The organism is Pseudomonas sp. PS01297 (genome assembly GCF_029959305.1).
GTDB classification, from domain to species: domain Bacteria; phylum Pseudomonadota; class Gammaproteobacteria; order Pseudomonadales; family Pseudomonadaceae; genus Aquipseudomonas; species Aquipseudomonas helleri.
Map to the genome: position 1 here is coordinate 15147 of NZ_JASCPQ010000052.1, position 21810 is coordinate 36956.

General features: G+C 56.9%; 18 protein-coding genes. 7 read left to right on the forward strand and 11 right to left on the reverse strand.

The features are described from left to right. Positions 1-30: 30 nt before the first annotated feature. The 7 genes from QMX84_RS16085 to dinG all read right to left on the reverse strand — a co-directional run bounded on the left by QMX84_RS16085 (position 31) and on the right by dinG (position 9864). Positions 31-495 (reverse strand): glycine zipper 2TM domain-containing protein, encoded by a 465-nt coding sequence (locus QMX84_RS16085; protein WP_048386517.1) that lies wholly within the window; start codon positions 493-495, stop codon positions 31-33. A gap of 193 nt (positions 496-688) precedes the next feature. Continuing rightward, on the reverse strand, positions 689-1336 hold the full coding sequence (gene pdxH, locus QMX84_RS16090) for a pyridoxamine 5'-phosphate oxidase (RefSeq protein WP_262124845.1): 648 nt from the start codon (positions 1334-1336) through the stop codon (positions 689-691). A gap of 24 nt (positions 1337-1360) precedes the next feature. Beyond that, positions 1361-2509: an OmpA family protein gene (locus QMX84_RS16095; protein WP_282364270.1), complete on the reverse strand. Its 1149-nt coding sequence runs from the start codon at positions 2507-2509 to the stop codon at positions 1361-1363. A 109-nt stretch (positions 2510-2618) separates the two neighbouring features. Next, on the reverse strand, positions 2619-3764 hold the full coding sequence (locus QMX84_RS16100; protein WP_282364271.1) for a serine hydrolase domain-containing protein: 1146 nt from the start codon (positions 3762-3764) through the stop codon (positions 2619-2621). 253 nt (positions 3765-4017) lie between these two features. Next, positions 4018-5163, reverse strand: a complete 1146-nt coding sequence (locus QMX84_RS16105; protein ID WP_123751921.1) for a serine hydrolase domain-containing protein — start codon at positions 5161-5163, stop codon at positions 4018-4020. 106 nt (positions 5164-5269) lie between these two features. Beyond that, positions 5270-7621, reverse strand: a complete 2352-nt coding sequence (locus QMX84_RS16110; protein WP_282364272.1) for a beta-galactosidase — start codon at positions 7619-7621, stop codon at positions 5270-5272. 98 nt (positions 7622-7719) lie between these two features. Then, a complete protein-coding gene (gene dinG, locus QMX84_RS16115) occupies positions 7720-9864 on the reverse strand; it encodes an ATP-dependent DNA helicase DinG (protein WP_153333795.1) in 2145 nt (714 codons plus the stop codon). Positions 9865-9962: 98 nt separating this feature from the next. Here dinG and QMX84_RS16120 point away from each other — a divergent pair, with 98 nt between their 5' ends. Further along, on the forward strand, positions 9963-10427 hold the full coding sequence (locus QMX84_RS16120) for a CopD family protein (RefSeq protein ID WP_153333793.1): 465 nt from the start codon (positions 9963-9965) through the stop codon (positions 10425-10427). Between the two features lie 82 nt (positions 10428-10509). Here QMX84_RS16120 and QMX84_RS16125 read toward each other — a convergent pair whose 3' ends face one another. The 4 genes from QMX84_RS16125 to QMX84_RS16140 all read right to left on the reverse strand — a co-directional run bounded on the left by QMX84_RS16125 (position 10510) and on the right by QMX84_RS16140 (position 16405). Next, the gene (locus QMX84_RS16125) at positions 10510-11268 is read right to left on the reverse strand and encodes a collagen-like protein (RefSeq protein ID WP_262124854.1); all 759 of its coding nucleotides are present in this window, start codon (positions 11266-11268) and stop codon (positions 10510-10512) included. Beyond that, complete coding sequence (locus QMX84_RS16130; RefSeq protein ID WP_048369443.1) at positions 11261-11539, reverse strand: DUF1145 domain-containing protein; 279 nt, start codon at positions 11537-11539, stop codon at positions 11261-11263. Before QMX84_RS16130 ends, QMX84_RS16125 begins: the two co-directional genes overlap by 8 nt. Positions 11540-11671: 132 nt before the next feature. Beyond that, positions 11672-12181: a hypothetical protein gene (locus QMX84_RS16135; RefSeq protein WP_282364273.1), complete on the reverse strand. Its 510-nt coding sequence runs from the start codon at positions 12179-12181 to the stop codon at positions 11672-11674. Positions 12182-12235: 54 nt separating this feature from the next. Further along, positions 12236-16405 carry a DUF6543 domain-containing protein gene (locus tag QMX84_RS16140; protein ID WP_282364274.1) on the reverse strand — a complete coding sequence of 1390 codons (4170 nt, stop codon included), beginning with the start codon at positions 16403-16405 and terminating at the stop codon, positions 12236-12238. A 191-nt stretch (positions 16406-16596) separates the two neighbouring features. Between QMX84_RS16140 and QMX84_RS16145 the strand changes: the two genes are divergently transcribed. From QMX84_RS16145 to QMX84_RS16170, 6 genes are all read left to right on the forward strand, one after another. After that, a complete protein-coding gene (locus QMX84_RS16145; RefSeq protein WP_262124856.1) occupies positions 16597-17097 on the forward strand; it encodes a DUF6231 family protein in 501 nt (166 codons plus the stop codon). Between the two features lie 4 nt (positions 17098-17101). Beyond that, positions 17102-17578, forward strand: coding sequence for a YchJ family protein (locus QMX84_RS16150; protein ID WP_123751915.1), 477 nt, complete (start codon positions 17102-17104; stop codon positions 17576-17578). Positions 17579-17592: 14 nt separating this feature from the next. After that, entirely contained in the window at positions 17593-18078 is a 486-nt protein-coding gene (locus QMX84_RS16155; protein ID WP_262124857.1) for an LEA type 2 family protein, read from the forward strand. A 7-nt stretch (positions 18079-18085) separates the two neighbouring features. Then, positions 18086-18286, forward strand: a complete 201-nt coding sequence (locus QMX84_RS16160) for an SEC-C metal-binding domain-containing protein (protein WP_123751913.1) — start codon at positions 18086-18088, stop codon at positions 18284-18286. A 163-nt stretch (positions 18287-18449) separates the two neighbouring features. Then, positions 18450-19088: a glutathione binding-like protein gene (locus QMX84_RS16165; protein ID WP_262124858.1), complete on the forward strand. Its 639-nt coding sequence runs from the start codon at positions 18450-18452 to the stop codon at positions 19086-19088. Positions 19089-19264: 176 nt separating this feature from the next. Beyond that, positions 19265-21727 carry a penicillin acylase family protein gene (locus tag QMX84_RS16170; RefSeq protein ID WP_282364275.1) on the forward strand — a complete coding sequence of 821 codons (2463 nt, stop codon included), beginning with the start codon at positions 19265-19267 and terminating at the stop codon, positions 21725-21727. The last annotated feature ends 83 nt before the right edge of the window (positions 21728-21810 follow it).

Here is a 21810-nt window from a genome sequence, read left to right on the forward strand (position 1 = left end):
CGGGGTTTTGCTTAAGCGCGCTACTAACGCTTATTGGGTTACGCGGCTAGTGCCGTCAACCGTCATGATGCGTACGCGCTCGCCGGTACGGAATACCTGGTTCGGCTCAACCTGTTGAACATAAGCACGGGTGCTGCCGTCGTCTTCACGCACGGTGATTTCAACACCTTGGGTTTTGGTCAGGCCCGACTCAGCAGCCGAACCCAGCAGGCCACCGGCTACTGCGCCGATCACTGCAGTCACGATGCTGCCACGGCCGCCACCGATGGCGCTGCCGCCAACGCCGCCGATCACAGCGCCTGTTGCTGCGCCGATTGGGGTTTTGGTGCCTTCAATTTGTACTGGGCGCAGGGCAACGATAGTGCCGGTACGTACGGTTTGTACGCGACGCGCTTCATCACGCGAATAGGTGTCACCGGTCAAGTTCGAGGCACAGCCGCTCAACAGAACTGTCATGGTCGAAAAAGCTGCAACTAACAGTGCGGTCTTACGCATAGGATCAACTCCAAAAGATCAGGGATTCATTAAACTCTGCAACCGGGTGCCTGTCACCGCGCAGCGCAGATAATGTGGTCTTTATTCAGCGCCTGTACAGACACAGCGTGGGTGACAGACGCTTGCAAATTAACGACAAGGGTAGCGCGAAATAGCCGTTTTGACTCGCACAGCACCGCTGTTTATTACGCTTTCAAGGTGCCAGACGCTCACGCACCCAATCAGCGCCCTCGCGGCGATAGTTGAGTCGATCATGCAAGCGGCTCGGGCGCCCCTGCCAAAACTCAATACGTTGTGGCAGCAAACGATAACCGCCCCAGTGATCCGGGCAATGCGGCTGCGTATCACTGAAACGCGCCTGAGTGGCCGCCAGCAGTGTGGTCAGCGCCTCACGGTCTGCAATCACCTGGCTTTGCGGTGAAGCCCAGGCCCCGATCCGGCTACCCAATGGGCGCACCTGATAGTAAGCGTCGGACTCCTGCGGTGTCACCTTGACCACTTGGCCTTCGATGCGCACTTGCCGCTCCAGGGTGGGCCAAAAAAACGTCATGGCGGCAAAAGGACGCGCTGCTAACTGCTCACCCTTGGCGCTGGTGTAGTTGGTGAAAAAGGTAAAACCCTGTTCATCCAGCCCTTTGAGCAAGAGCACCCGACAATGCGGACGCCCTTCGGCGTCCACAGTTGCCAGGGTCATGGCATTGGCCTCAACCGGCGGTTGCTCGGTCTTGACCGCGTCAGCGAACCACTGATGAAAGAGTGCAAAAGGCTCGGCCGGAGCTTGCGCCTCGGCCAGCCCGTCACGGGTGTAATCGCGGCGCATATCGGCCAGCGCTTGGGTCATGAGGGCAATCCTTCCCTAAAACAATCAGTTCTTGTTCTGATCGTTGGCAGCCACTTTTTTGTCCGCTGCGGCTTTGGCCACTACCGGTTTTTTGGCCGGGGCAGTTTTTTTAGCCGGTGCGGCTTTCTTGGCGTGCGCTGCCTTCTTGCTAGTCGACACGGCATCAGTCTTGGCCAGTGTCGATGGCGACACAGCCGGTTGGGCTGCAACCAGCTCTTCGGGGGTCAGTACCGGTTGGCTGTATTTGCTGACCAACGCCAACATGGTGACTTGCGGGGTCATCATGATTTCTACGCGGCGGTTCAATGCACGGCCTTCGTTACTGTCGTTAGCGGCACGCGGCATCACCGAACCCATGCCACGCAGGGTCAGACGGTTACCTTGCAGACCGCTCATGCGGAAGATCGCGGCCACCGATTTGGCGCGGTCCAGGCTCAAGCGGGTATTGGCTGCCATGGTGCCCGATGAGTCTGCATGACCGAGTACCAATACGGCGGTTTTAGGATCGCCTTCGACCACTTTGGCAACACGGGTGAACGGGCCGAGCATGGACGGCATCAGCAAATCCGGACGTGTAGGTTTAAACGCGCTGTCAGCAGCAGCGACGATCACGATCAGGTTCTCGCGACGCTCCAACTGCAAGTTAGAGTCTTTGATGGCAACACGCAGGCGCGGCTCGTACTCGTCCAGCCAGGCTTGGGTGATTTTCGGATCCGGCATCGGGATCACGCCAATCGGGGCAGCCTTGGTGGCTTTGTCATCACCACCAAACGGCCACCACCAGTTTTTCGACGTGCTTGGCGCGGCAGGCGCCGAGGCTACCTTGGCAACCACCGGTGCTTTATCAGCCGGGGCGTCTTTTTTGGCCGTGTCGCCACCACCAAAAGGCCACCAGCTAGAACCGCTGTCTTTATTCGTTTTGGCTGCTGCCACTGGTGCAGGGGCTGCTGCTGGGGCTGGGGCAGCAGCAGCGGTTTTGGCTGCTGGCGCCGTAGCTGGCGTGTTGGTTGGTTTGGCTGAAGCGCTGGCAGTTTTGTCCCCAGCGGTCGGAGCCTGATCAGACGACCCGAACTGCCACCATTTGTGGCCACCTTCGGCGTCATTCTGTGGAGTTTGTGCGCAACCGGTAATAGCCAGGCAAAGAGCCAGAGCGAGAGTCTTATTAGATGACATTGAATATCCACACAATGAATTAAAAATAAAAGGCACTACGCCCATATAAAAAAACGTATTGAACACATAAAAGCTATCGCGTTCCGACCTACGGTTTATAAAAACCCGGTTATAAACACTGTGCCAATACTTTCACCAACTTTTGCGCGCGTGGGTCCATCAATACGTATGGCCCTAGTGAATTAGTCACAAACCCAAAAGCAACCTCGCGTTCCGGGTCGGCAAAGCCAGTTGAACCGCCTGCTCCGGGGTGCCCGAACGCCTTTGGCCCAAGGCCAAACGTGGCATTGGGTACGTCCGGTTGGTCCAGCATGCAGCCCAGCCCGAAACGCGTCCGGGTGAGCAAGGTTTTATCCTCGCCCAAACTGTGTTCACGGGTCAGTTGCTCCAGCATTTCGGCTTCCAGCAAACTCCCCTCCAACAACCCGCTATAAAAGCCGGCCAAACTTCGCGCATTACCATGACCATTCGCTGCGGGCTGTTCCATACGACGCCACTCCGGCTTATTGGTGCTGGTCATAATAGACGGCGGATTGGTAAATGCCCGTGTCGTCATGGAAGACGGGGCATTCATCATCGCTTTCAACATCCGCTGGGCCGCTTCATCGCCCATGTTGCCCTTGGTGCGGGCAATGTGCGCGACGCGGTAAAACTCTTCATCTGCCAACCCGACATGAAAGTCCAGCCCCAATGGCCTGGCTGTACGGGCCACAATCGACTGCCCGGGACTGCGACCGTCTGCACGACGAATCAGCTCACCCAGCAACCAGCCGTAGGTAATCGCGGCGTAACCGTGCCCTTCGCCCGGAGTCCACCATGGTGCCTCTGCAGCCAGCGCATCGACCATGGTTTGCCATTCATACAACGCGCCAGCCGGCAGTAATTCACGCAGTGCAGGCAAACCCGCACGGTGGCTCAGCAATTGGCGAAGGGTGATGGACTCTTTGCCAGCCGCAGCAAATTCAGGCCAATAGCGAGCAACGGGAGCATCCAGTGCCAACTTGCCTTCTTCGACCAGCTGCAAGGCCGTCACTGCGGTAAAGGTCTTGGTGCACGAAAACAGATTAACGATGGTGTCCGTGTGCCAGGCCTGCTCGCCGTCTTTGTCAGCCGTGCCGGCCCACAGGTCGAGCACTGTTTCGCCCGCGATCTGGATGCACAGCGCTGCGCCGCGCTCTTGCGGATCATTAAACAGATCAGCAAACGCCTCACGCACGGCTTCGAACTTAAGGTCGTGAAACCCTTGAATGTGCACCCCTACCTCCTGGATCAAGCATGGCTCTACAAGGCGTGCATTGTTCCAGTACCCGTAGGATTTTGAAACAGAGCAAGCCGGTCAGATCGCACAATTTTTGGGCATTTTCATCAAGGTGCGCAGGGTATCAGGCGCGAGATGGATTTTTTGTGAAAAAGTCCGGGGCAACGGCCTGATCAAGCGCGGCAAGAGACTGCGATCTTCGCGGGGTTGAAGATCGCAATCCGCAGCACTTATCAGGCCGCCCAGGACGTTAAAGTGCGGCGTAGGCCAACGTGGCAAGCTTACGGACACGCGGATCCAGCAAAACATGGCTACCGATGGTCGTGGTCACGAAACCAAAGCTCACATCCCGTTCCGGGTCTGCAAAACTGACCGGGCCACCCAACCCGACATGCCCAAAGGTATTAGGGCCCATGCACTTGGAGGCGGCCTGGTCAGCTTGCTGCTCCAACATGCAGCCCAAGCCATAGCGCATCGGGCGCAATAACACGCGGTCCATGCTGTTGCTGTGCTCGCGGGTGAACTCGCTGAGCAGTTCAGGGCCAATCAGACGCCCGCCGAGCAGCGCACTGTAAAAACCGGCCAGGCCATGAGCCGTGCCATGACCGTTCACACCCGGTTGCCGGTAAGACCACCAGCGAGGATCCGTGGTTTGTTTGGGGCCTACAGCAGGGTTGGTAAATGCCAGTGTCGCCACGTGCTCGGGTTGTTTAGACATTACATGCCGCAAGGCTATCGCAAAGCTGTCGCCTTCACGCCCTTCAGCCCGGCCAAAGTGGGCGATTCTATGAAAGTCCTGCTCAGCCACCCCCAGCTGTACTTCCAATCCGTTGGGCTCGGTAATGCGCTCTCGAATAAACCGGCAGGGCTCCCGACCATCAACCCGACGGATCAATTCACCGAGAATCCACCCGTAAGTCGTAGCGCCATACCCAAGTTCTGTGCCTGGCTGCCACCATAACGGCTCGGCGGCTGTTTTTTTGACCATCTCATCCCAGTCATACATCTCGGGCGTGCGACTCGGCAGGCGCAAGGCAGGTGTCCCGGAGGTATGCGACAACACTTGGCGCAAGGTGACCTGATCCTTGCCACCCTGGGCAAACTCAGGCCAGTAATGGGCAATCGGCTGGTCGAGCGCCAGCTTGCCCTCTTCCACCAACATCAAGGTGGCAACCGCAGTAAAGGGTTTTATCGCGCAGTAGGTATTGACCAGGGTGTCCCGATTCCAGGGTTTGGTCCTTTCTAAATCCGCCACGCCCGCCCAGAGGTCGACTACCGTCTCGCCGCCGACCTGGATGCACAGCCCTGCGCCAAGTTCCTGGGGGTCATCAAAGATTTCTTCAAAGGCTTGCTGCACCGCTGCAAACCGACTATCACACGATCCTTTTGCGTCCATTGGTTTGACTCCCTTCAATTGGAACGCAAACCTTAGTCGCCGACGCCAAGAAGTGAAGCTCCAAGCCCGCTGGTGCGACAAAATGTATCGCCGCTAATCAGAAATATCAGTGACCTTTGCCCGAATGCCCGCCGGCGTGGCCGGCACCAGAGCGGCCGCCGTTGGCGTCCTGCGGGGTCTGCACCGGGGCTTTGAGGGTTTTGTCGGCCTCAACCTGGGCTTTCGCCGCCTCCTGGCCCAACTGGTCAAGCGCTTGCAGGTTGGTCTTGCGCACGCTGTCGACAAAACCGGTGAACGGCAGGTCGGTGATGCCGATCATGCCGAAGTGGCCGTTTTCACCATCTAGCAAGCGGCCGGTTACCGGCTGGTCCAGGTACTGGAACCAATGAACCCCGACAATCGACGGTTCGGCCACGGCCTGCTTAATGAACTTCGCATACGCCGGGCCACGCGCTTCTTCGCTGGCCACTTCAGTCACGCCACCCCAGAACGGGCCACGGTCGCGGGAGCCGAAATTGAACTCGGTGATCATCACCGGTTTGTTCAGTTCACGCAGCTTGGCGAAGTCATAACCGTCCTGCGGTTGCAGGGTGTAGAAGTTGAAGCTCAGCACGTCGCAATACTGCGCGCACGACGCCACGGCCTCAGGCGTACTCACGGCAAAGCGCCCACCCAGCAGCAAGTGATTCGGCGCATGCCATTTCAGCGAATCGGAGATGGTCTTGAAGTACGTATCGGCAAAGACTTTCTGGAAGTAGGTGTAATCCGCTTCAATTTCCGGATGCTCTGCATTCGGCAGCGGGCCGTTGAACCCCGGGTCTTCCATCAATTCCCACGCCGGGATATCAACGCCCCAGGCTTTGGACAAGCCTTGCTGGTTGCGGTACTTGTCGCGCAGTTGCTTGAGGAACGCACGCTTGGCCGGCGCATCGGTGGTCATGCGCAAGGTGCCCAACGCCAGGGCAAAACGTGACTGCGGGTCGTCACCGCCGCCAGCCCACGCCAGTTCGTTATCGGCAAAGTAGCCGATCAGCCACGGGTCATCACGGTGATCGCGGGCGGCAATCGCGACTGCGCGTTCGGTGGCCATGGCAAAGCGCGGGTCAAACGGGTCGGGCATGCCGCCCCACCAATCGGTGCCGGTACTGATGCTGTTGTAATCGCCCACAATCGACAACGGCAAGGTGTAAGGCACGCGATCGTTGACACCCAGCGCAGGGTCGCTCCAGTTACCGATCGTATTAAAACCCCAGGCTTGCAGGCGATCCAGGGTGTGGGCCTGCCAACGCTTGGCATCAAAGGCTTCAGGGGCACAAGGAATTGCGGGATCGGCGCCCGGCTCGGTTTTTCCGGCCACACACGGCTCACCGTAGAGCCGCTGCAAGTTGGCCGCGTAGAAGTTGTACCAGCGCCCCGAATCAAACGCTCGCCCCTGGGAGGAGCCGTTATTGCTGTCATGATCGGAAGTCCCGTAATAACCGGCCAAAGGCGCACCGGACTTGGGCAAATCGGTAAACATCCACTCACGGCCAGTCACGTAGGTCTGGCTGTCCTCGGCAGTCACCGCGTTCAGGCCCAACGAGTAAAACGGATGACCTTCAGGGGTGACCAGGTACCAGCGGCCATTACGTTTTTCTGTACGGAAAAAACCCGACGCGTCAAACGCAGGGCCTTTGAGCAACCCGCCGTACTGATCCAGCCCGTTGCGCGCCGCCAGCCAGCCCTTGAGCTGTTGCTGCTCTTTGGCTGCTGCGGCTTTAAGTTGCTCATCGCTGGACACACGCTCCGGCCATTTGGCCCGAGTGGACTGGCCGTAGCCATCGACAATCGAGCCATAAACGGTCTTGATCACACCTGCGCCGTCCTGCACACCGAAGCGTTCCAGGAGGATGCTTTGAGCGGCATTGGGCTGCGGAATCGACAGCGTTACCGACACCACTTGGCTGCGATCAATTTCGCCCTGGCTGCTGGCCAGTAAACTGCGTTGCCCGTCGATAGTCATTGGCATCGGCGGGCCTGCGCGCATGCCCTGGCTGCGGGGAGAGTTGGCCTGCAACGGCAGCAACAGGGTTTGTGCGGGGCCGGCCGGCAGGTCAACACGGCTGGTGAGGGTCTTGCCGTCCTTGCTTTGCACCGTCACATCGAGCGTAAGGGCCCAGTTCATGGCGTTTTGTATACGCAGGGTCATCATTCCCGATTGCGACCAGTCCCACACACCGGCTTGCGGGGTCAGGCGCAAGCTGGGGGCTGCGGCCGGGTTAAAGGTCACACGACGCAGTACTTCACCTTCCGCCGTTTGCTCTGCGTTGTATTGCGGCAAGTTCGCATCCACGGTCGCCACTTGCACCACATCGGCCGGGCGAACGAAATTGAACAGGGTTTGTTGACCGGCAGGCGCCGCCAACAGCGGGGTCGTGACCAGCAACGCAAAAGCTGCAGACAGTGAACGGCGAATCATATGAATCTGGTTCTCCCTAACGGCCAAATACGGCCTGTGAGGCTTTTGAAGCTCACAGCATAGACGACAGCAAGGCCGGCATGGACGCCGGCTTGCACTTATGAAATTTCGCGTCGAAACGGCGGCAAGGCATTCAGAATCGCCTTGCCATAGCGCTGAGTCACCAGCCGCCGATCGAGCAATGTGATGGTGCCGCGGTCCTGTTCGGTACGCAGCAAACGCCCGCAGGCCTGCACCAGCTTGAGCGATGCATCGGGCACTGAAATCTCCATGAAGGGATTACCGCCACGGGCTTCGATCCATTCTGCCAAAGCTGCTTCAACAGGATCATCGGGCACCGAGAAGGGGATTTTAGCGATGACCACGTGCTCGCAATAAGCACCGGGCAAGTCCACACCTTCAGCAAAACTGGCCAGGCCGAACAACACACTGGAGTCGCCGCCATCCACCCGCGCCTTGTGCTTGTTCAGGGTCTCTTGTTTGGACAAGTTACCCTGGATAAACACTTGCTTGCGCCAGTCTCGCTCCAGGCCGTCAAAAACGTCCTGCATCTGCTTGCGCGAAGAGAACAGCACCAACGTGCCGCGCGAACCTTCTACCAACCCCGGCAGATCACGAATGATCGCCGCCGTATGCGCCGTCGCATCGCGCGGGTCAGCCTTGAGGTCCGGCACGCGCAACACCCCGGCATCGGCGTGATGAAACGGGCTCGGCACCACCGCCGTGACTGCGGTTTTCGGCAGACCGGCGCGCATGCGGAAGCGATCAAACGTGCCCAGTGCGGTCAGCGTCGCCGAGGTCACCAGCGCACCGTAGGCTACGTTCCACAGGTTACGACGCAGCATCTCGGCCGCCAGAATCGGGCTGGCGTTGACCTCGATGTCGAACAGCGAACCACTTTCAGCCAGGGTCAGCCAGCGCGCCATCGGCGGGTTGTCTTCCGGGTCTTCAGTGGTGAAGGCCGTCCACAGCTCCCAGTTGCCCTGAGCCCGCGACAGCAAGCTGCCGAACAACGGATACCATTCCTCGGCCTGCTGGCTGGAGATGCCGATGTTGACCTCACCTTCCATGCCGTCCTTGAGCAGGTCGGTCAAACGGGTGAACACGTCGGTCAGGCGTGAAAAGCCTTTCTTCAGTTCAACGCCCATTTCACGCAGGTGATCAGGGATCACGCCACCCACAAAACGGTGGCGTGGGCGTTCACGGCCTTCTGGCTCTTCGCCGACCTTGAAGTCAGCGATTTGCTCACAGGCACTGAACATGAATTGTTGCTGGGCCTTGATCTCTTTGGTCAGCTCCGGCACTTGCTCCAGCAAACGCCCCAAGTCGCCCGGCAACGGATGCTGAGCGAGCAGTTTGGTGAGGTTTTTGCCGGTTTGCTCCAGCCAGTCAGCGGTCGAGCGCAAACGGGTGTAGTGGGCAAAGTGGCCGATGGCTTTGTCTGGCAAGTGGTGACCTTCGTCGAACACATAGAGCGTGTCACGCGGGTCCGGCAAAACCGCGCCACCGCCCAACGCCAAGTCAGCCAGCACCATGTCGTGGTTGGTGACGATCACATCGACCTTACCCATGCCTTCGCGGGCCTTGTAAAAGGCGCACTGGCCGAAGTTCGGGCAATGGCGGCTGGTGCACTGGCTGTGATCAGTAGTCAGGCGTGCCCAATCCTGGTCTTCCAGGGCTTGGGGCCAGCTGTCGCGGTCACCGTCCCATTTATTGCCGGCCAGCTTTTCGATCATGCTGGTAAACAGTTTTTGGCTGGCTTCATCAACTTCAATCTTGAAGCCTTCCTCTTCAAACAGCTGCGCGGTCGCGGTTTGCGCGTGGCCTTCTTGCAGCAGCATGTCGAGTTTGGACAGGCACATGTAACGCCCACGGCCCTTGGCCAGCGCAAAGCTGAAATTCAGCCCGCTATTGCGCATCAGGTCCGGGAGGTCTTTGTAGACGATTTGCTCCTGCAGGGCGACGGTCGCCGTGGCAATCACCAGGCGCTTGCCGGCAGCCTTGGCGGTAGGAATGGCGGCCATGCTGTAAGCCACGGTTTTACCGGTACCGGTGCCCGCTTCAACGGCAACCACCGCCGGGTCGCCGGTACGATGGTTTTCTTCGTCGGTATCGATATCGCCCAGCACTTTGGCGACTTCAGCAATCATCAGACGCTGGCCATAGCGCGGCTTGAGGCTCTTGGCTTCGAGAAAACGCGAATAAGCGCCCTGGATCTGGGATTTGAGTTCGGTACTAATCATGGTTCTTCGGGCGCAAGAAACGCTGGATAAATTTTCAGTGGTTCGAATGGCCGCTATCATACCCCGCTAATTGATCCTGCGCCGAACGGAGTACCCCAATGACCACCTTCGCTGTTGCTTACAGCCTGCATTTACTGGCTGCCCTGATCTGGGTGGGCGGGATGTTTTTCGCCTGGATGATCCTGCGCCCCGCCGCAATGACGGCCCTTGAGGGCCCAGCCCGGTTAAAACTGTGGGTTGAAGTGTTTCAACGTTTTTTTGGCTGGGTGTGGGTCGCTGTGGTGATTTTGCCGATAAGCGGTGTCGGCCTGCTGCACATGCGCTTTAGCGGGTTCGAAACGGCGCCCCGTTATGTGCAGATCATGATGGGCGTGTACATTGTCATGGTCGCCCTGTTTATCCGCATTCAATCACTGCAACTGCCCGAATTGCGCAGGACCGTTGAGGCTCAGGAATGGGCGGCAGGCGCAGCGGTGATGGGGCGGATTCGCCGCCTGGTCGGGTGCAACTTGCTGATAGGGCTGGCGCTGGTGGCGATTGCCGGTGCGCGCCCCATATTTTGAATGGGTCCCTAACTCCTAACTGTAGGAGCGAGCTTGCCTCGCGATCTTTTGATGTTTAAAAATCGCGAGGCGTGGGTGTTTCTTACAACCGCTGGACCGTCACGGCGCCTGCAGGGCCAGCATCACCCGGTTGCCCGGTCTGGCCCGGGCGACCCGATTTGCCGCCATCGGTACGGTAAACAATGCAGCCTTTGGATTTGCCACCCGCACCTGCCCGTCCGGCCGCACCGGGTTTGCCGCCTGCACCGCCGTCGACCAGTACGTTGATCTGTTCATCGGGGAAGTCCCGGGGCAGTTCGACCCGTACCTGTGCCCCCGCAGCGCCCTGATGCCCATTACCGCCGTCGTCACCATTGGCGCCTGCTCCGGCCGATCCCCAGGTGCAACCCGGTTCATCACCATTGCCACCATCAAGCCCGACAAAACCCGGTGCGCCAGTGCCGCCACGGGCGTCAATGGACAGTTGATCAGCCTGCAGCGCTTCAATCCTCAAGTTCAGATCGCGCGCAGGTCTGGCCGGTTTTTCAAACGTCCCCGGCGCTCCACGCGTGCTGATCTGGCTGCCTTCACCCAGCTCGGCATTGGCCACACGCAGCTCAATCCCGCGCTCAGCCGGCACGATGACGATGCGTGATTCATGCCCCAGATGCAGTTGATCAATGTCAACCTGACTGACACCCGCCGGAATCAGCAACGTGCCGTAGTCCGCCACATCGAGTTTTTCGAGTTTCAGGACGGCCACATTCGCGGGCAGACGCATCATCGAGTTAGCCTCGACCTGCACCACCTCGGCATGGGCAAGCGGGCTGCATAGGGCCGCCATTAAACATAACTTACGCATGACTGTTGTCCTGGCCTGAAGATTTAGGGAGGGTTTGCACGTGCAGGATGCCCACTAAAAGAATGTACAGTCGGTCACGCCAAGGATGTGGGCGCCCTTGCAGACTGCTATTGAACAGCAGCAGTTCCAGCAAATGGGTCAAAAACAGCAGACTACCCGCCAGGTTAATCAGCAGGTCGAACGGATTGCTCAAGGGTTTGAAAACGTTGATCGCAACGACAACCCAGAACAACAACGTCAGCACCTTCCCCAGTCCCCAAAGCACCTTCATGCAACAGCCCTTTCTATGTTTTTCTTTAAGCGAACATTAACGGCTAGCAGGATAGCTGCGCCAGAGGTCCCTGCAAAAATACCTCACCGCGCATTCCACGCAGGTGAGGTATTTAAGCCGCAGTTCATGTCATTACGTGGTTAACGGCAAAAACCATTGTTCTGCAAGGTTCTTACCGATCTGACCGCGATGCACCTCAACCACTTCGTGCTGATTTTTCGCCTTTGCCTTCAACGACCAATAATCAGACGTTCGCTGGCTCCAACGCTTGAGGTGCGCCACCGAATAATCCGCTTTAGGCGTAGTGGCGTCCTTGTAGTGAAAATGCGCGCACCAGATAAAATTGCCAGCAGCATCTTTGATAGCGTACTCATCAATAAAATCTCGTTTAAGCTTCGAACGCTTGCGGTTCAACGTGATGTTCACCAGATTCTTTTCAAGCAAGAATTGAAGGCTGCCATGGGTCGGGGGGAGTTTCAGGCTTAAACGAACACGCAATTCATGCGCCTTCGTGCTCATGTCCTTGGCTCTGGCTCGCATGCCCCCCACTAACTCCAGATCCTCCCGTTGGCGCCAGCTTTCGGTGTCTGCCCTGCTGGCCTCTTCCAGTTGCGCAGCGCATTTGTTCAAGCGTTCAGCCACATGCAACAACGTTTCTTCGGCCTCTTGAGGGTACCTGGCGCTATTAATAAGCCCCTATGAACGCCTGAGGTGAATATCGGCCATATTATAAAGTTTCAGCGCCTCCTTTTTTATCTCAGGCAATTTACGGCCCGGGGGAATTGGCGCGTCAGAACGGGCGACAGAGACAAGTTCCCACTCATCTCCTTTTTTAATATAGGTAGACAGCAGTTCGTTATCTTGATCAGTACGAACTTCTACCTCTTCACCCGTTGCGCCTGCCTGTTGCGGTTTCACATCCCCAATCAAACGCCCTTTATTGCGCGTATTAAAAATACGTTTTTGCGGCCGAGAGGATAAAGACTGCTTTTTGTCTTTACTCTTTGCACTTAACTTTTTAAGGGGTTCCAGTTCATTGGCCAGTTGCTGCTCAGCCTCTTTATAGACACCTGTCACCAAGTCAACAAACGCTTGAAAAGCCTCAGCATCAACTTCTTCGGCATGCACAATGCGAAAACCTAAAAGCCCATCCAGCACGTGACCATACTGTTCCACCAAGCTGTTCAAAACATCCAGACGCTCACCGGAGGAGAACTCCAGCTTATTGAGTTGATCGTGTGTTTGTATTTGCTCACGGAGTGGGGCCGATATTTCTCTCAACTCTAATGCAAGGTCGTTATTTAAAACCTTGAGACTGATGCCCTCAAACTCCACCACCTGGACTTGCTTGATATACAAGGGCGTGAGAACTTTGCCCGCGAGCACTTCGCGTAATTGTTCTGACCTTTTTCTACCTTGCGTCCCAAATTCGGCCATGTCGTCGATATATTTTTTTAATTTCTCAATCCACTCTATAGTCTGATTATTGACCTTAAGATTGGCATTCATACGTTCTCTGTATAGAGCTACATTGGCTGAGTACACATCCAACTCTGAAAAAGAAGAGCCCATGGGACTTAAACCGGCAGCGTCCCATTTGTCAATCATCACCTTCCGAATTTTATCTCCTTGCTTCAAGCACGCATCCAGAAATCCAACGATCTCATCCATATAACCAATCATCACCTGATCGGGTATATCAAGGTTCAGCTCTTTTGCTTTTTTAACAACATCAATCATTGACTCTACGCTTTTGATACCTGACATCATTTCTGCTACATATTTTTGGCGCTGTTCTAATACCTCATCGACTGTTCTGCGCGAATCGTCTTCAAATACCTTGACTAACTTTTCATACACTTCAATTTTTGTTTTTAGCTTATCATTCGCAACCCCTTTGGCTGACAGTTCATCTTGCAGTTCTTTCGCTCGCTGAATATTGCGCTCACGCACAGCTTTTACCTGCTTGCCCGGAGCGCCTGCGCTTAAGCGCAACTTCAGATTCACTGACCAGCGCCCTTGCGCATCAGACTGCAAGGCTGGCCCCCCCACAATACTCACCTCACCCGCCTCGATCTGCACGGGGTAATAAGCCTCATCAATCAAGGCATACCCGCCGCCCTCTGTTAAGTAGAGGCCAGCCAAAGCTCCCGAGCGTTCAGGTAATGGCAGTGCTTGAGGCTTGGGCACTGCAAGCGACTCAAGTTTTTTACGCAAATCAGGCGTAAGCCGGTTGTTGGCACTGGCAAAACTGAAATCCAGATCTTCAATGGCTTTTTTTTGCCACTCCCCGGGCATGAACACGACACCGTCCTTGACGGTGGCAGGAGGCCGCGGTGGCCACGCTTTGGAAGCACGTCGCGGGATAGGGGCTCTACGTAACAGGGGTGTCGACCTGGCTTGCGGGCTTGCAAGTGGAGGCGTTGAGATTGCTCTCACTTGAAGCAAAACCATCGCCAGATTTTGTAATAAATCGACAACGGCCAACTCACGGGTTACCGCGTCATCACTGCTCAACGCCGGGACATCCCGAGCAAGTGCTTGGACCAGCAGAAGGAACCAGGCTGTCAGCATCACCGGCCCGCGAAGATAGGGCAGCATGAAAATATTGAAAAACAGATTGGCTCCCTGCAGAAAAAGGCGACACCGGCTTTCACGGTTGGACACGGTATCGCGATCAGCCTGATGCACGAGTGAAAGCGCATTGATTTGATACAGGTAAGGCAAAAGTCGGCCATTACCCAGATGCTGGGCCAGATCACCACCGGTACCGTTTACAGCCAGCGTTGCAGGTTCAGGCTTCTCAAACGTTGTCACCGGGAAGTCATCTTCAAGATTAAAACGTACGAAATGGGGCTCTTTAAAACCTCCGTTGTCGTACATCTTCCGTGCGCTGTCGGTCAGCCAGGTCAGAATACTGGTTTGCAGCTCAGAGGGCGTCGCAATGGTCTCCATCAGTGCGGCACGAGAGGTAAATTCCTCTAACGACTTCTCATACAGAGGTCGATACAACACATGCGGCCCTGCGTCGAGATTCAACGGCTCGATGATGAACATATTGCTCACGACATCTGGCTTGGCCTCAGCACTGCTCAGTAACGCCAAGGCACGAATCACGATGGTCTGGCCGTCAACTGAACGGTTGTAAGCTTCTGTCTCCATGAGTGCTGCCACATATCGCGCGCCCAAAGGCGTCATCCCGGCCTCCCCCTTGAGGCTCAGTTCGAGCGCTTGCAGAGGTAATTGCCACTTGAGCTGCCCAGAAAAGCGCTTTTCACGATCGGCGCTTAATAACGGGTCATCCAGCAAGTAAGCCTTCAGTTTTTCAGGGTAATTTTTACCAATATCGACCGCCTCAATCAGCCCGTTACGTTGGGTGATATAAGCAGCCGTGAACCATGCTGGCAGAGGTAGCCCATTGCGGTGTTCTATCTTAATGACCTCGCCCTGAGGTTTACCCGAAAGATTTTTAAGGGCCAGTTCTGTCAGGGTCATTGTCACCCGCTCGGTCAAACCCGAAACATTGGTGCTGCCCGGCGCAAATGTGCCCGTCACCAGCAAGAATGTCAGCTGGACATCGTCCGGCTCGCAGGCCGCCAATGCTGCTGCGTCTTGGACCGGCTGCTCGTAACGTTGCTGATCAAGCAAAAGCTGTTGTTTGAGCGAGTTCACAACAAAGCTGTGAATGTCGGGAATATCGCTCAGATAGCTCAGGCCTTGAGCGCTTTTTTTCGCACTGGCCAGCGCCAGGCTCCAGGTACGATATCGCGCTTGATCGGCGCTGGATGCCTTTGTTAACCACTGCGGGAGTTTAGATTGCACTTGCCTCACGTCACCCGCTGAGGGTGCTCTGGTGTTGAGAAAAAAACTTGAGGCATCGGTGATCTGCAAACAGGTCGCTTTAAGCACTTCAAGACCTAAAGAGGTGGGCAACTTCAGCTCTGAAAGGTTGCTTATGTGCTTGCCGAGGATAAGCCCCGCTTGCGCATCAAAGGCGTCTCCGTCAATTTCATAACGTTTGGTGGTTATGGTATCGACGGCATATAGTGCCTCGGCAACACGGGCTCTGGACTGCGCAGCCGACTCAACTGAACTGAATGTTTCAATGCTCCCATCTGGCATGCACAGCATGACCAATGGCTGCGAGGCCTGCTCTTGCGGGTAACGCACCAGCAAAATATGGGGCGTAACAAGACTCTCAGTTCTCCCCGGGTAGGTCAGCGTAGATTGCAGGTAATAGACGCGAGTTGCATGGTCACCGTAACGGCTGATCCTTTCTTCACTCTGCGCATAGTCGAGCACCTGACGCACCGTCTCCAGCTGCGGGTCGCTCAGTGTGGTTGACTGCATGACCTTCATGGTCAGCGTATCTTTGAGAAGGTTACTGAGCCATCGCCAGCGGCTGACACCGCCCTCAACAGGCTCATTCCAATATGCAGTCAGCGCGCTTTTAAATTCTATCGGCAGACGCCAAGGCAACTCTTTGATGAGCGCCTCGATGACTTTCATATCGACTTCATGCCCATCAGCGAGCTTGAGCCGATTGCCTTGAGGATCCGCTAAAAAAAAATACGTGTGAGGGTGAATGATTTCGCCGATTTCCAACACGGCGCCGCTGGCCAGATAGCCGGTAACTCGATCAATCAACAGAGGCAACTCCCACCCCCCGCCCTCCCGAGGGGTAGCCAGGCGTGTGCTGGCCAGATCAACCGACAACGTCGGGTAGCGCTCATGAAATGCAATCAGCAGCGTGCTGCGAACCAGATTTTCAATACGTGGACGGCTGGAAAAATGGGCAGATACCGCCTGTTGGACAGGCGAGGACAGGGTTTGGATGGGGACAGCGGGGCGTGTAGACACCGACATGGACATTCCTTAGTTGGCTGGGCGGTCACAGGACCTTTCAGTTATTTACCCCTGCCTGTTGCAGTGGCAGGTGGTATCCCGTTACCACCTGCACAGAAAACAAAACGACGCGGCTCGCAATCAAACGCTGACAGACCTAGGCCACAGGCTCCGGGCAGGCTAGTCTTGAGCGCTCTGATTGAGGACTTGAGATGACGACCCCTGCTTTTTCCACACGAACACCTCAGCAAGCGCTAGCGGCGTTGCTCGACACTTACTCTCCGCAACGTGTCCTGGTGGTCGGCGCCAGCCAGTTCCCGGCATTGGAGGCTTATAAACAAGCCCACCCTGATGTTCATGTCGCCCAGGCAATGCCCGGCACACTGCCTGCCGACGTGGCGGCACAACGTTTCGACCTGGCCCTGGCGGTCGACTGCCTGGAGCACCTGTCCAAGCGCGAAGGCCTGGAGTTGCTGGGCGGAATTCGTAACTTGAACGCCAGCCGCATCGCCGTGTTGGCGGATCTCACAGCCTGTGATTGGAAAGAAACGGACTTTTTCGCTTTAGCCCTACAAAACAATGAGCGTTTTCAGCGTGACGAACAGATATTGACCCTCTTTACTTACGACTTACGCGAATACAAACAAGTACCCGACTGGCTCAACGCCAGGTTTTGGGCCAACCCGGAAAACTTTGGCAAGTACTGGTGGTAAGCCGATGAGTACATCTATTTGCCCGTGTGGCAGCGGCAACTTGCTAAGCGCCTGCTGCGGGACTTATCACGCCGGGCACCCGGCCCCGAGCGCCGAAACCCTGATGCGCTCGCGCTACAGCGCCTATGTGCTGGGCTTGATTGACTATCTGGTCGAGACCACGCTGCCTGTGCAGCAAGCCGGGCTCGATCGCCCGTCCATCGCGCAGTGGAGCGCTCAAAGCACCTGGTTGGGCCTGGACGTTGAAAGCAACGAGGTTTTCGGTGGTCAACCCGAGCATGCCTTTGTGACCTTTACCGCGCGCTGGCATGACGTCAATGGCGAGCACAGCCATCGGGAGCGCTCGTCATTCGTACAGAACGCAGGGCGTTGGTACTTCATCGACCCGACAGTGCCACTCAAGGTGGGGCGTAATGATGGTTGCCCTTGCGCCAGCGGGCAGAAGTTCAAAAAATGCTGCGCGGGTTTCTTCGGCCAATAAGCCGGGAGTAAAGAATGGATTCTAAAGCTCGTTTAACCAGAACCTTGGCGTTGGTGATGATCCTTGCGCTTTCAGGCTGTGCTTCGTGGTTTGAAACGGATGACAAAGACCCCCAGTTAAAACTGGAGCATGTCGAGTTGGTCCGGGCCAAACTGCTGGAACAACGCTTCAAGCTGCACTTTAGAATCGATAACCCTAACGACTCCACTCTCACCGTGCGCGGGCTGGTCTACACACTTTATTTAGGGCCGGTAAAACTGACTGAAGGTGAGTACAGCCGCTGGTTCAGTGTCGAGCCCAACAGCCATGCAGATCTGGTGGTGCCGGTGCGGACCAACCTGTGGCAACACATGCGCCCGCTGATCAAATTGCTTGAGTCGCCCGACCAGCCGATCCCTTATCGGCTCGACGGTACGTTACAGACCGGCCTGTTCTTCGGTTACGACGTGCACGTGGTGCGTAAAGGCGAGATAATGCCCGGCGATTTTATTCCAGAGTGATTGAGTAATGACCCAGCAACCCCACGTTCATGGCCCAGACTGCAACCACGATCATGACCATCATGACCACGATCACGGCCATGTACACGGCCCGAACTGCGGGCACGCGCCACAAGAGCCGGTGCGCAACGCCTTGAAAGACGTTGGTCGTAACGATGCCTGCCCGTGTGGCAGCAGCAAAAAGTTCAAGAAGTGCCACGGCGCCTGATTCTTCAGACCGCTCTGCCCGCGCCGCACCTGCCTTGAGCACGTGCGGCGTGTTTGTTTCAGGGGCTGCGTAAACCTTTTGTAACCGAGGGGCCATTGGGAGTAAAACAGGCGTTCGCAGAGATCCGCGACTGCTGTGTGAATCTTCCCTTCTGGAGCCCTTCATGATCGATCTTTATTACTGGACTACGCCAAACGGCCACAAAATCTCCCTGTTTCTTGAAGAAGCAGGCCTGGCGTACACGATTCACCCGGTCAATATCAGTAAAAACGAGCAGTTCGAACCCTCCTTCCTGAAGATCGCCCCAAACAATCGCATCCCGGCCATTGTCGACCACCAACCGGCCGATGGCGGTGAACCGCTGTCGCTGTTCGAATCTGGCGCAATCTTGTTGTACCTCGCGGAAAAAACCGGTCTGTTTTTGCCTAAAGACCTGCGCGGGCGGCAAGTCGCCTTGCAATGGCTGTTCTGGCAAATGGGTGGCCTGGGACCAATGGCCGGGCAAAATCATCATTTCAAGCGCCTGGCCGAGAAAATCCCTTATGCGCTCAAGCGCTACACCGACGAAACCGCTCGTCTGTATGGTGTGTTGAACAAGCAACTGGAAGGCCGTCAGTTTGTTGCCGGCGATGAATACAGCATTGCTGACATGGCGATTTACCCGTGGACTGTGTCACATGATCTCCAGGGCCAGAACCTGGATGACTTCCCGGCGCTGAAAGTGTGGTTCGAGCGCATCAAGGCTCGCCCGGCGACCCAACGTGCGTACGCACTGGTAGACAAGATCAACCCGCCGAAATAGCCCCCTTATCTGCAGGTGCGGGCTTGATTCGCGATCGTTAAAAAAACCAAAAGATCGCAATGCAAACTCGCCCCTGCCAGTAGCCCCGCATAGCGCCATAGATAGCACTTGCGCAGTGTCATCGGCCTCACTAACGTAGCGCCTTTCGATGACATTCCCCCCGCAGGAGCTTTGCCATGGCCTCGCCAGCCCTTACTCATTTTTTACCCCGGTTCGGCGCTGCCGCGGCGATGGTCAGCCTGCTGGGTCTGTCCGGTTGCCAACTTAACTCACTGTCCGGCGAGAGCCTGCTGCCGGCTTCCGGTATGCAGCCGCTAAAAGGCTTGGCGCAAAACGTCTCGGTGCGACGCAACAGCCAGGGCATCCCGCTGATCGAAAGCAGCAGTTTCCATGATGCGCTGTTCACCTTGGGCTATGTCCATGCCGGTGACCGGATCAGCCAGATGGTGCGCCTGCGCTTGCTGGCCCAAGGCCGCTTGGCCGAACTGGACGGCGCCGATGCACTGGACAGCGACCGTTTGATGCGCAGCATTAACCTGAAAAAAACCGCTGACGAGCTGTATAAAAGCGCCTCACCCCGCCTCAAAAAGTTTTTTGAGGTCTATGCCCGCGGCGTTAACGCGTATCTGTTCCGCTACCGCGACAAGCTCCCTGCCGACCTCGCCCAGGCGGGCTACAAAGCGGAGTACTGGAAACCCGAAGACTCGGCCCTGATTTTTAGCCTGTTGAACTTCTCGACCTCGGTCAACCTGCAAGAAGAACTCAACACACTGGTCCTTGCGCAAAAAGTCGGCGCCGGCCACCTCGCGTGGCTAACGCCGACCTACCCCAATGAACAATTGCCGACCGCTGAAGCCGAAAAACTCAACGGCCTGAATCTGACCAGCCAGTTGCCAGGGTTGACCGGCGTGACTCAAGCGCTTGAGCGCGTGACCGCTCTCAATTTGCCGGGCGTCACGGCATCCAGTGACTGGGCCATTGGCCCACAACGCAGCCGCAGTGGCAAAAGCCTGCTGGCCAACGATATTCATCAGCCCATAGGCGTTCCGTCGGCATGGAGCTACGTGCAGATTCGCGCGCCTAAATACCAGGCGGCGGGCGCCTCGATTGCGGGTTTGCCGACATTGCTGGCCGGTTTCAACGGTAAGGTCGCGTGGGGCATGAGCATGGCCATGGGCGACAACCAGGATGTGTTCCTGGAAAAACTCAAGCGCCAGGGCAACAGCCTGTATTACTTGGCCGATGGTAAATGGCTACCCGCGTCGGTGCGCAACGAAACCTTTTTCGTCAAAGGTCAGCGCCCGATTCGCGAAGTCATTTACGAAACACGCCACGGCCCACTGCTGAACAGTGTGATTGGCACAACCACGGCGCTGAACAGCAGCCTGGGGCTGGCCCTGCAAACCCCGGACTTCAAGGGCGACAAAACCCTGGATGCGTTCTTCGACCTGTCCCGTGCGCAAAACAGTGAAAGCGCGTCAGACGCCAGCCGCGAAATCCGCGCGATTGCGCTGAACCTGCTGTACGCCGATGCCAGCCATATCGGTTGGCAGGTCACCGGCCTGTACCCTAACCGCCGCGATGGCGTGGGCCTGTACCCGTCACCGGGCTGGGACAGCCGTTATGACTGGGACGGTTACGCTGACGCCATGCTCCATCCTTACGATCAAGACCCGGCGCAAGGCTGGCTGGGCACAGCAAACCAGCGCACGGCCGCTTACGGCTACGGCATGCAACTGTCCAATTCGTGGTTGTCGCCTGAGCGCAGCGAACGCTTGGCCCAATTGGCAGGCAGCGGCAAACAGGATGCCCGCAGCATGATCGCCATGCAGTACGACCAGACCACCTTGTTTGCCGCCAAACTCAAGGCCATGTTCAGCGCTCCGGGCATGGCCCAACCGCTGAAACACGCCATCGCCGCCTTGCCTGCTGCAGATCAGGCCAAGGCCAATGAAGCCTTGAGCCGATTGATGGCCTTTGACGGCAAGCTCAGCCCGACCTCGGCTGATGCGGCGCTGTACGAGCTGTTCTTGCAGGCAAGCACCCGGCAAATCTTCCTCGACAAACTGGGCCCGGAGTCCAGCGACACCTGGAAGGCTTTTATTGCCAACAGCAACTTGTCGTACTCGGCCCTCAGCGATCACTTGCTGGGCCGTGAAGACAGCCCGTTCTGGGACGACACCCGCACCCCGCAAAAAGAAGACAAGCCGGCCATTCTGGCCCGCAGCCTGGCAGCCGCCATTACCACGGGCGACAGCCTGATGGGCAGCGACCACCGGGCATGGCAGTGGGGCAAACTGCACCACTACCTGTGGCGCAACAGCAATGGCCAGACCGTGCGTGAGCCTATTGCTGCGGGCGGCGATCACACCACCCTGAATACGGCGGCCTACAGTATCGGCAGCGACAGCTTTGCAACCACCGTGATTCCGGCCATGCGCATGATCGTCGATTTTGGCCAAAGCGAACCGATGATGGGCCAGAACAGCACCGGGCAATCCAGCAATCCGGCCAGCCCGCATTACACTGACGGCATTGATCCCTGGCTCAAGGGGCAATACATGAGTTTCCCGATGCAGCCGCAGAACTTTGACAGCGTGTACGGCAAAACCCGCCTCACCCTGGTGCCCGGCAAGTAAGCATCTCTGTGGGAGCGGGCTTGCTCGCGATTGAATCAACAAGGTGTCACTGACACACCGTGTTGCCTCATCGCGAGCAAGCC

Coding starts and splice junctions, on each gene's coding strand:
- QMX84_RS16145 (WP_262124856.1), top strand. CDS start 16,597: ATGACGACCCCTGCTTTTTCCACACGAACACCTCAGCAAGCGCTAGCG.
- QMX84_RS16140 (WP_282364274.1), bottom strand. CDS start 16,405: ATGTCGGTGTCTACACGCCCCGCTGTCCCCATCCAAACCCTGTCCTCG.
- QMX84_RS16150 (WP_123751915.1), top strand. CDS start 17,102: ATGAGTACATCTATTTGCCCGTGTGGCAGCGGCAACTTGCTAAGCGCC.
- QMX84_RS16110 (WP_282364272.1), bottom strand. CDS start 7,621: ATGATTCGCCGTTCACTGTCTGCAGCTTTTGCGTTGCTGGTCACGACC.
- QMX84_RS16165 (WP_262124858.1), top strand. CDS start 18,450: ATGATCGATCTTTATTACTGGACTACGCCAAACGGCCACAAAATCTCC.
- dinG (WP_153333795.1), bottom strand. CDS start 9,864: ATGATTAGTACCGAACTCAAATCCCAGATCCAGGGCGCTTATTCGCGT.
- pdxH (WP_262124845.1), bottom strand. CDS start 1,336: ATGACCCAAGCGCTGGCCGATATGCGCCGCGATTACACCCGTGACGGG.
- QMX84_RS16170 (WP_282364275.1), top strand. CDS start 19,265: ATGGCCTCGCCAGCCCTTACTCATTTTTTACCCCGGTTCGGCGCTGCC.
- QMX84_RS16125 (WP_262124854.1), bottom strand. CDS start 11,268: ATGCGTAAGTTATGTTTAATGGCGGCCCTATGCAGCCCGCTTGCCCAT.
- QMX84_RS16160 (WP_123751913.1), top strand. CDS start 18,086: ATGACCCAGCAACCCCACGTTCATGGCCCAGACTGCAACCACGATCAT.
- QMX84_RS16085 (WP_048386517.1), bottom strand. CDS start 495: ATGCGTAAGACCGCACTGTTAGTTGCAGCTTTTTCGACCATGACAGTT.
- QMX84_RS16155 (WP_262124857.1), top strand. CDS start 17,593: ATGGATTCTAAAGCTCGTTTAACCAGAACCTTGGCGTTGGTGATGATC.
- QMX84_RS16130 (WP_048369443.1), bottom strand. CDS start 11,539: ATGAAGGTGCTTTGGGGACTGGGGAAGGTGCTGACGTTGTTGTTCTGG.
- QMX84_RS16095 (WP_282364270.1), bottom strand. CDS start 2,509: ATGTCATCTAATAAGACTCTCGCTCTGGCTCTTTGCCTGGCTATTACC.
- QMX84_RS16120 (WP_153333793.1), top strand. CDS start 9,963: ATGACCACCTTCGCTGTTGCTTACAGCCTGCATTTACTGGCTGCCCTG.
- QMX84_RS16105 (WP_123751921.1), bottom strand. CDS start 5,163: ATGGACGCAAAAGGATCGTGTGATAGTCGGTTTGCAGCGGTGCAGCAA.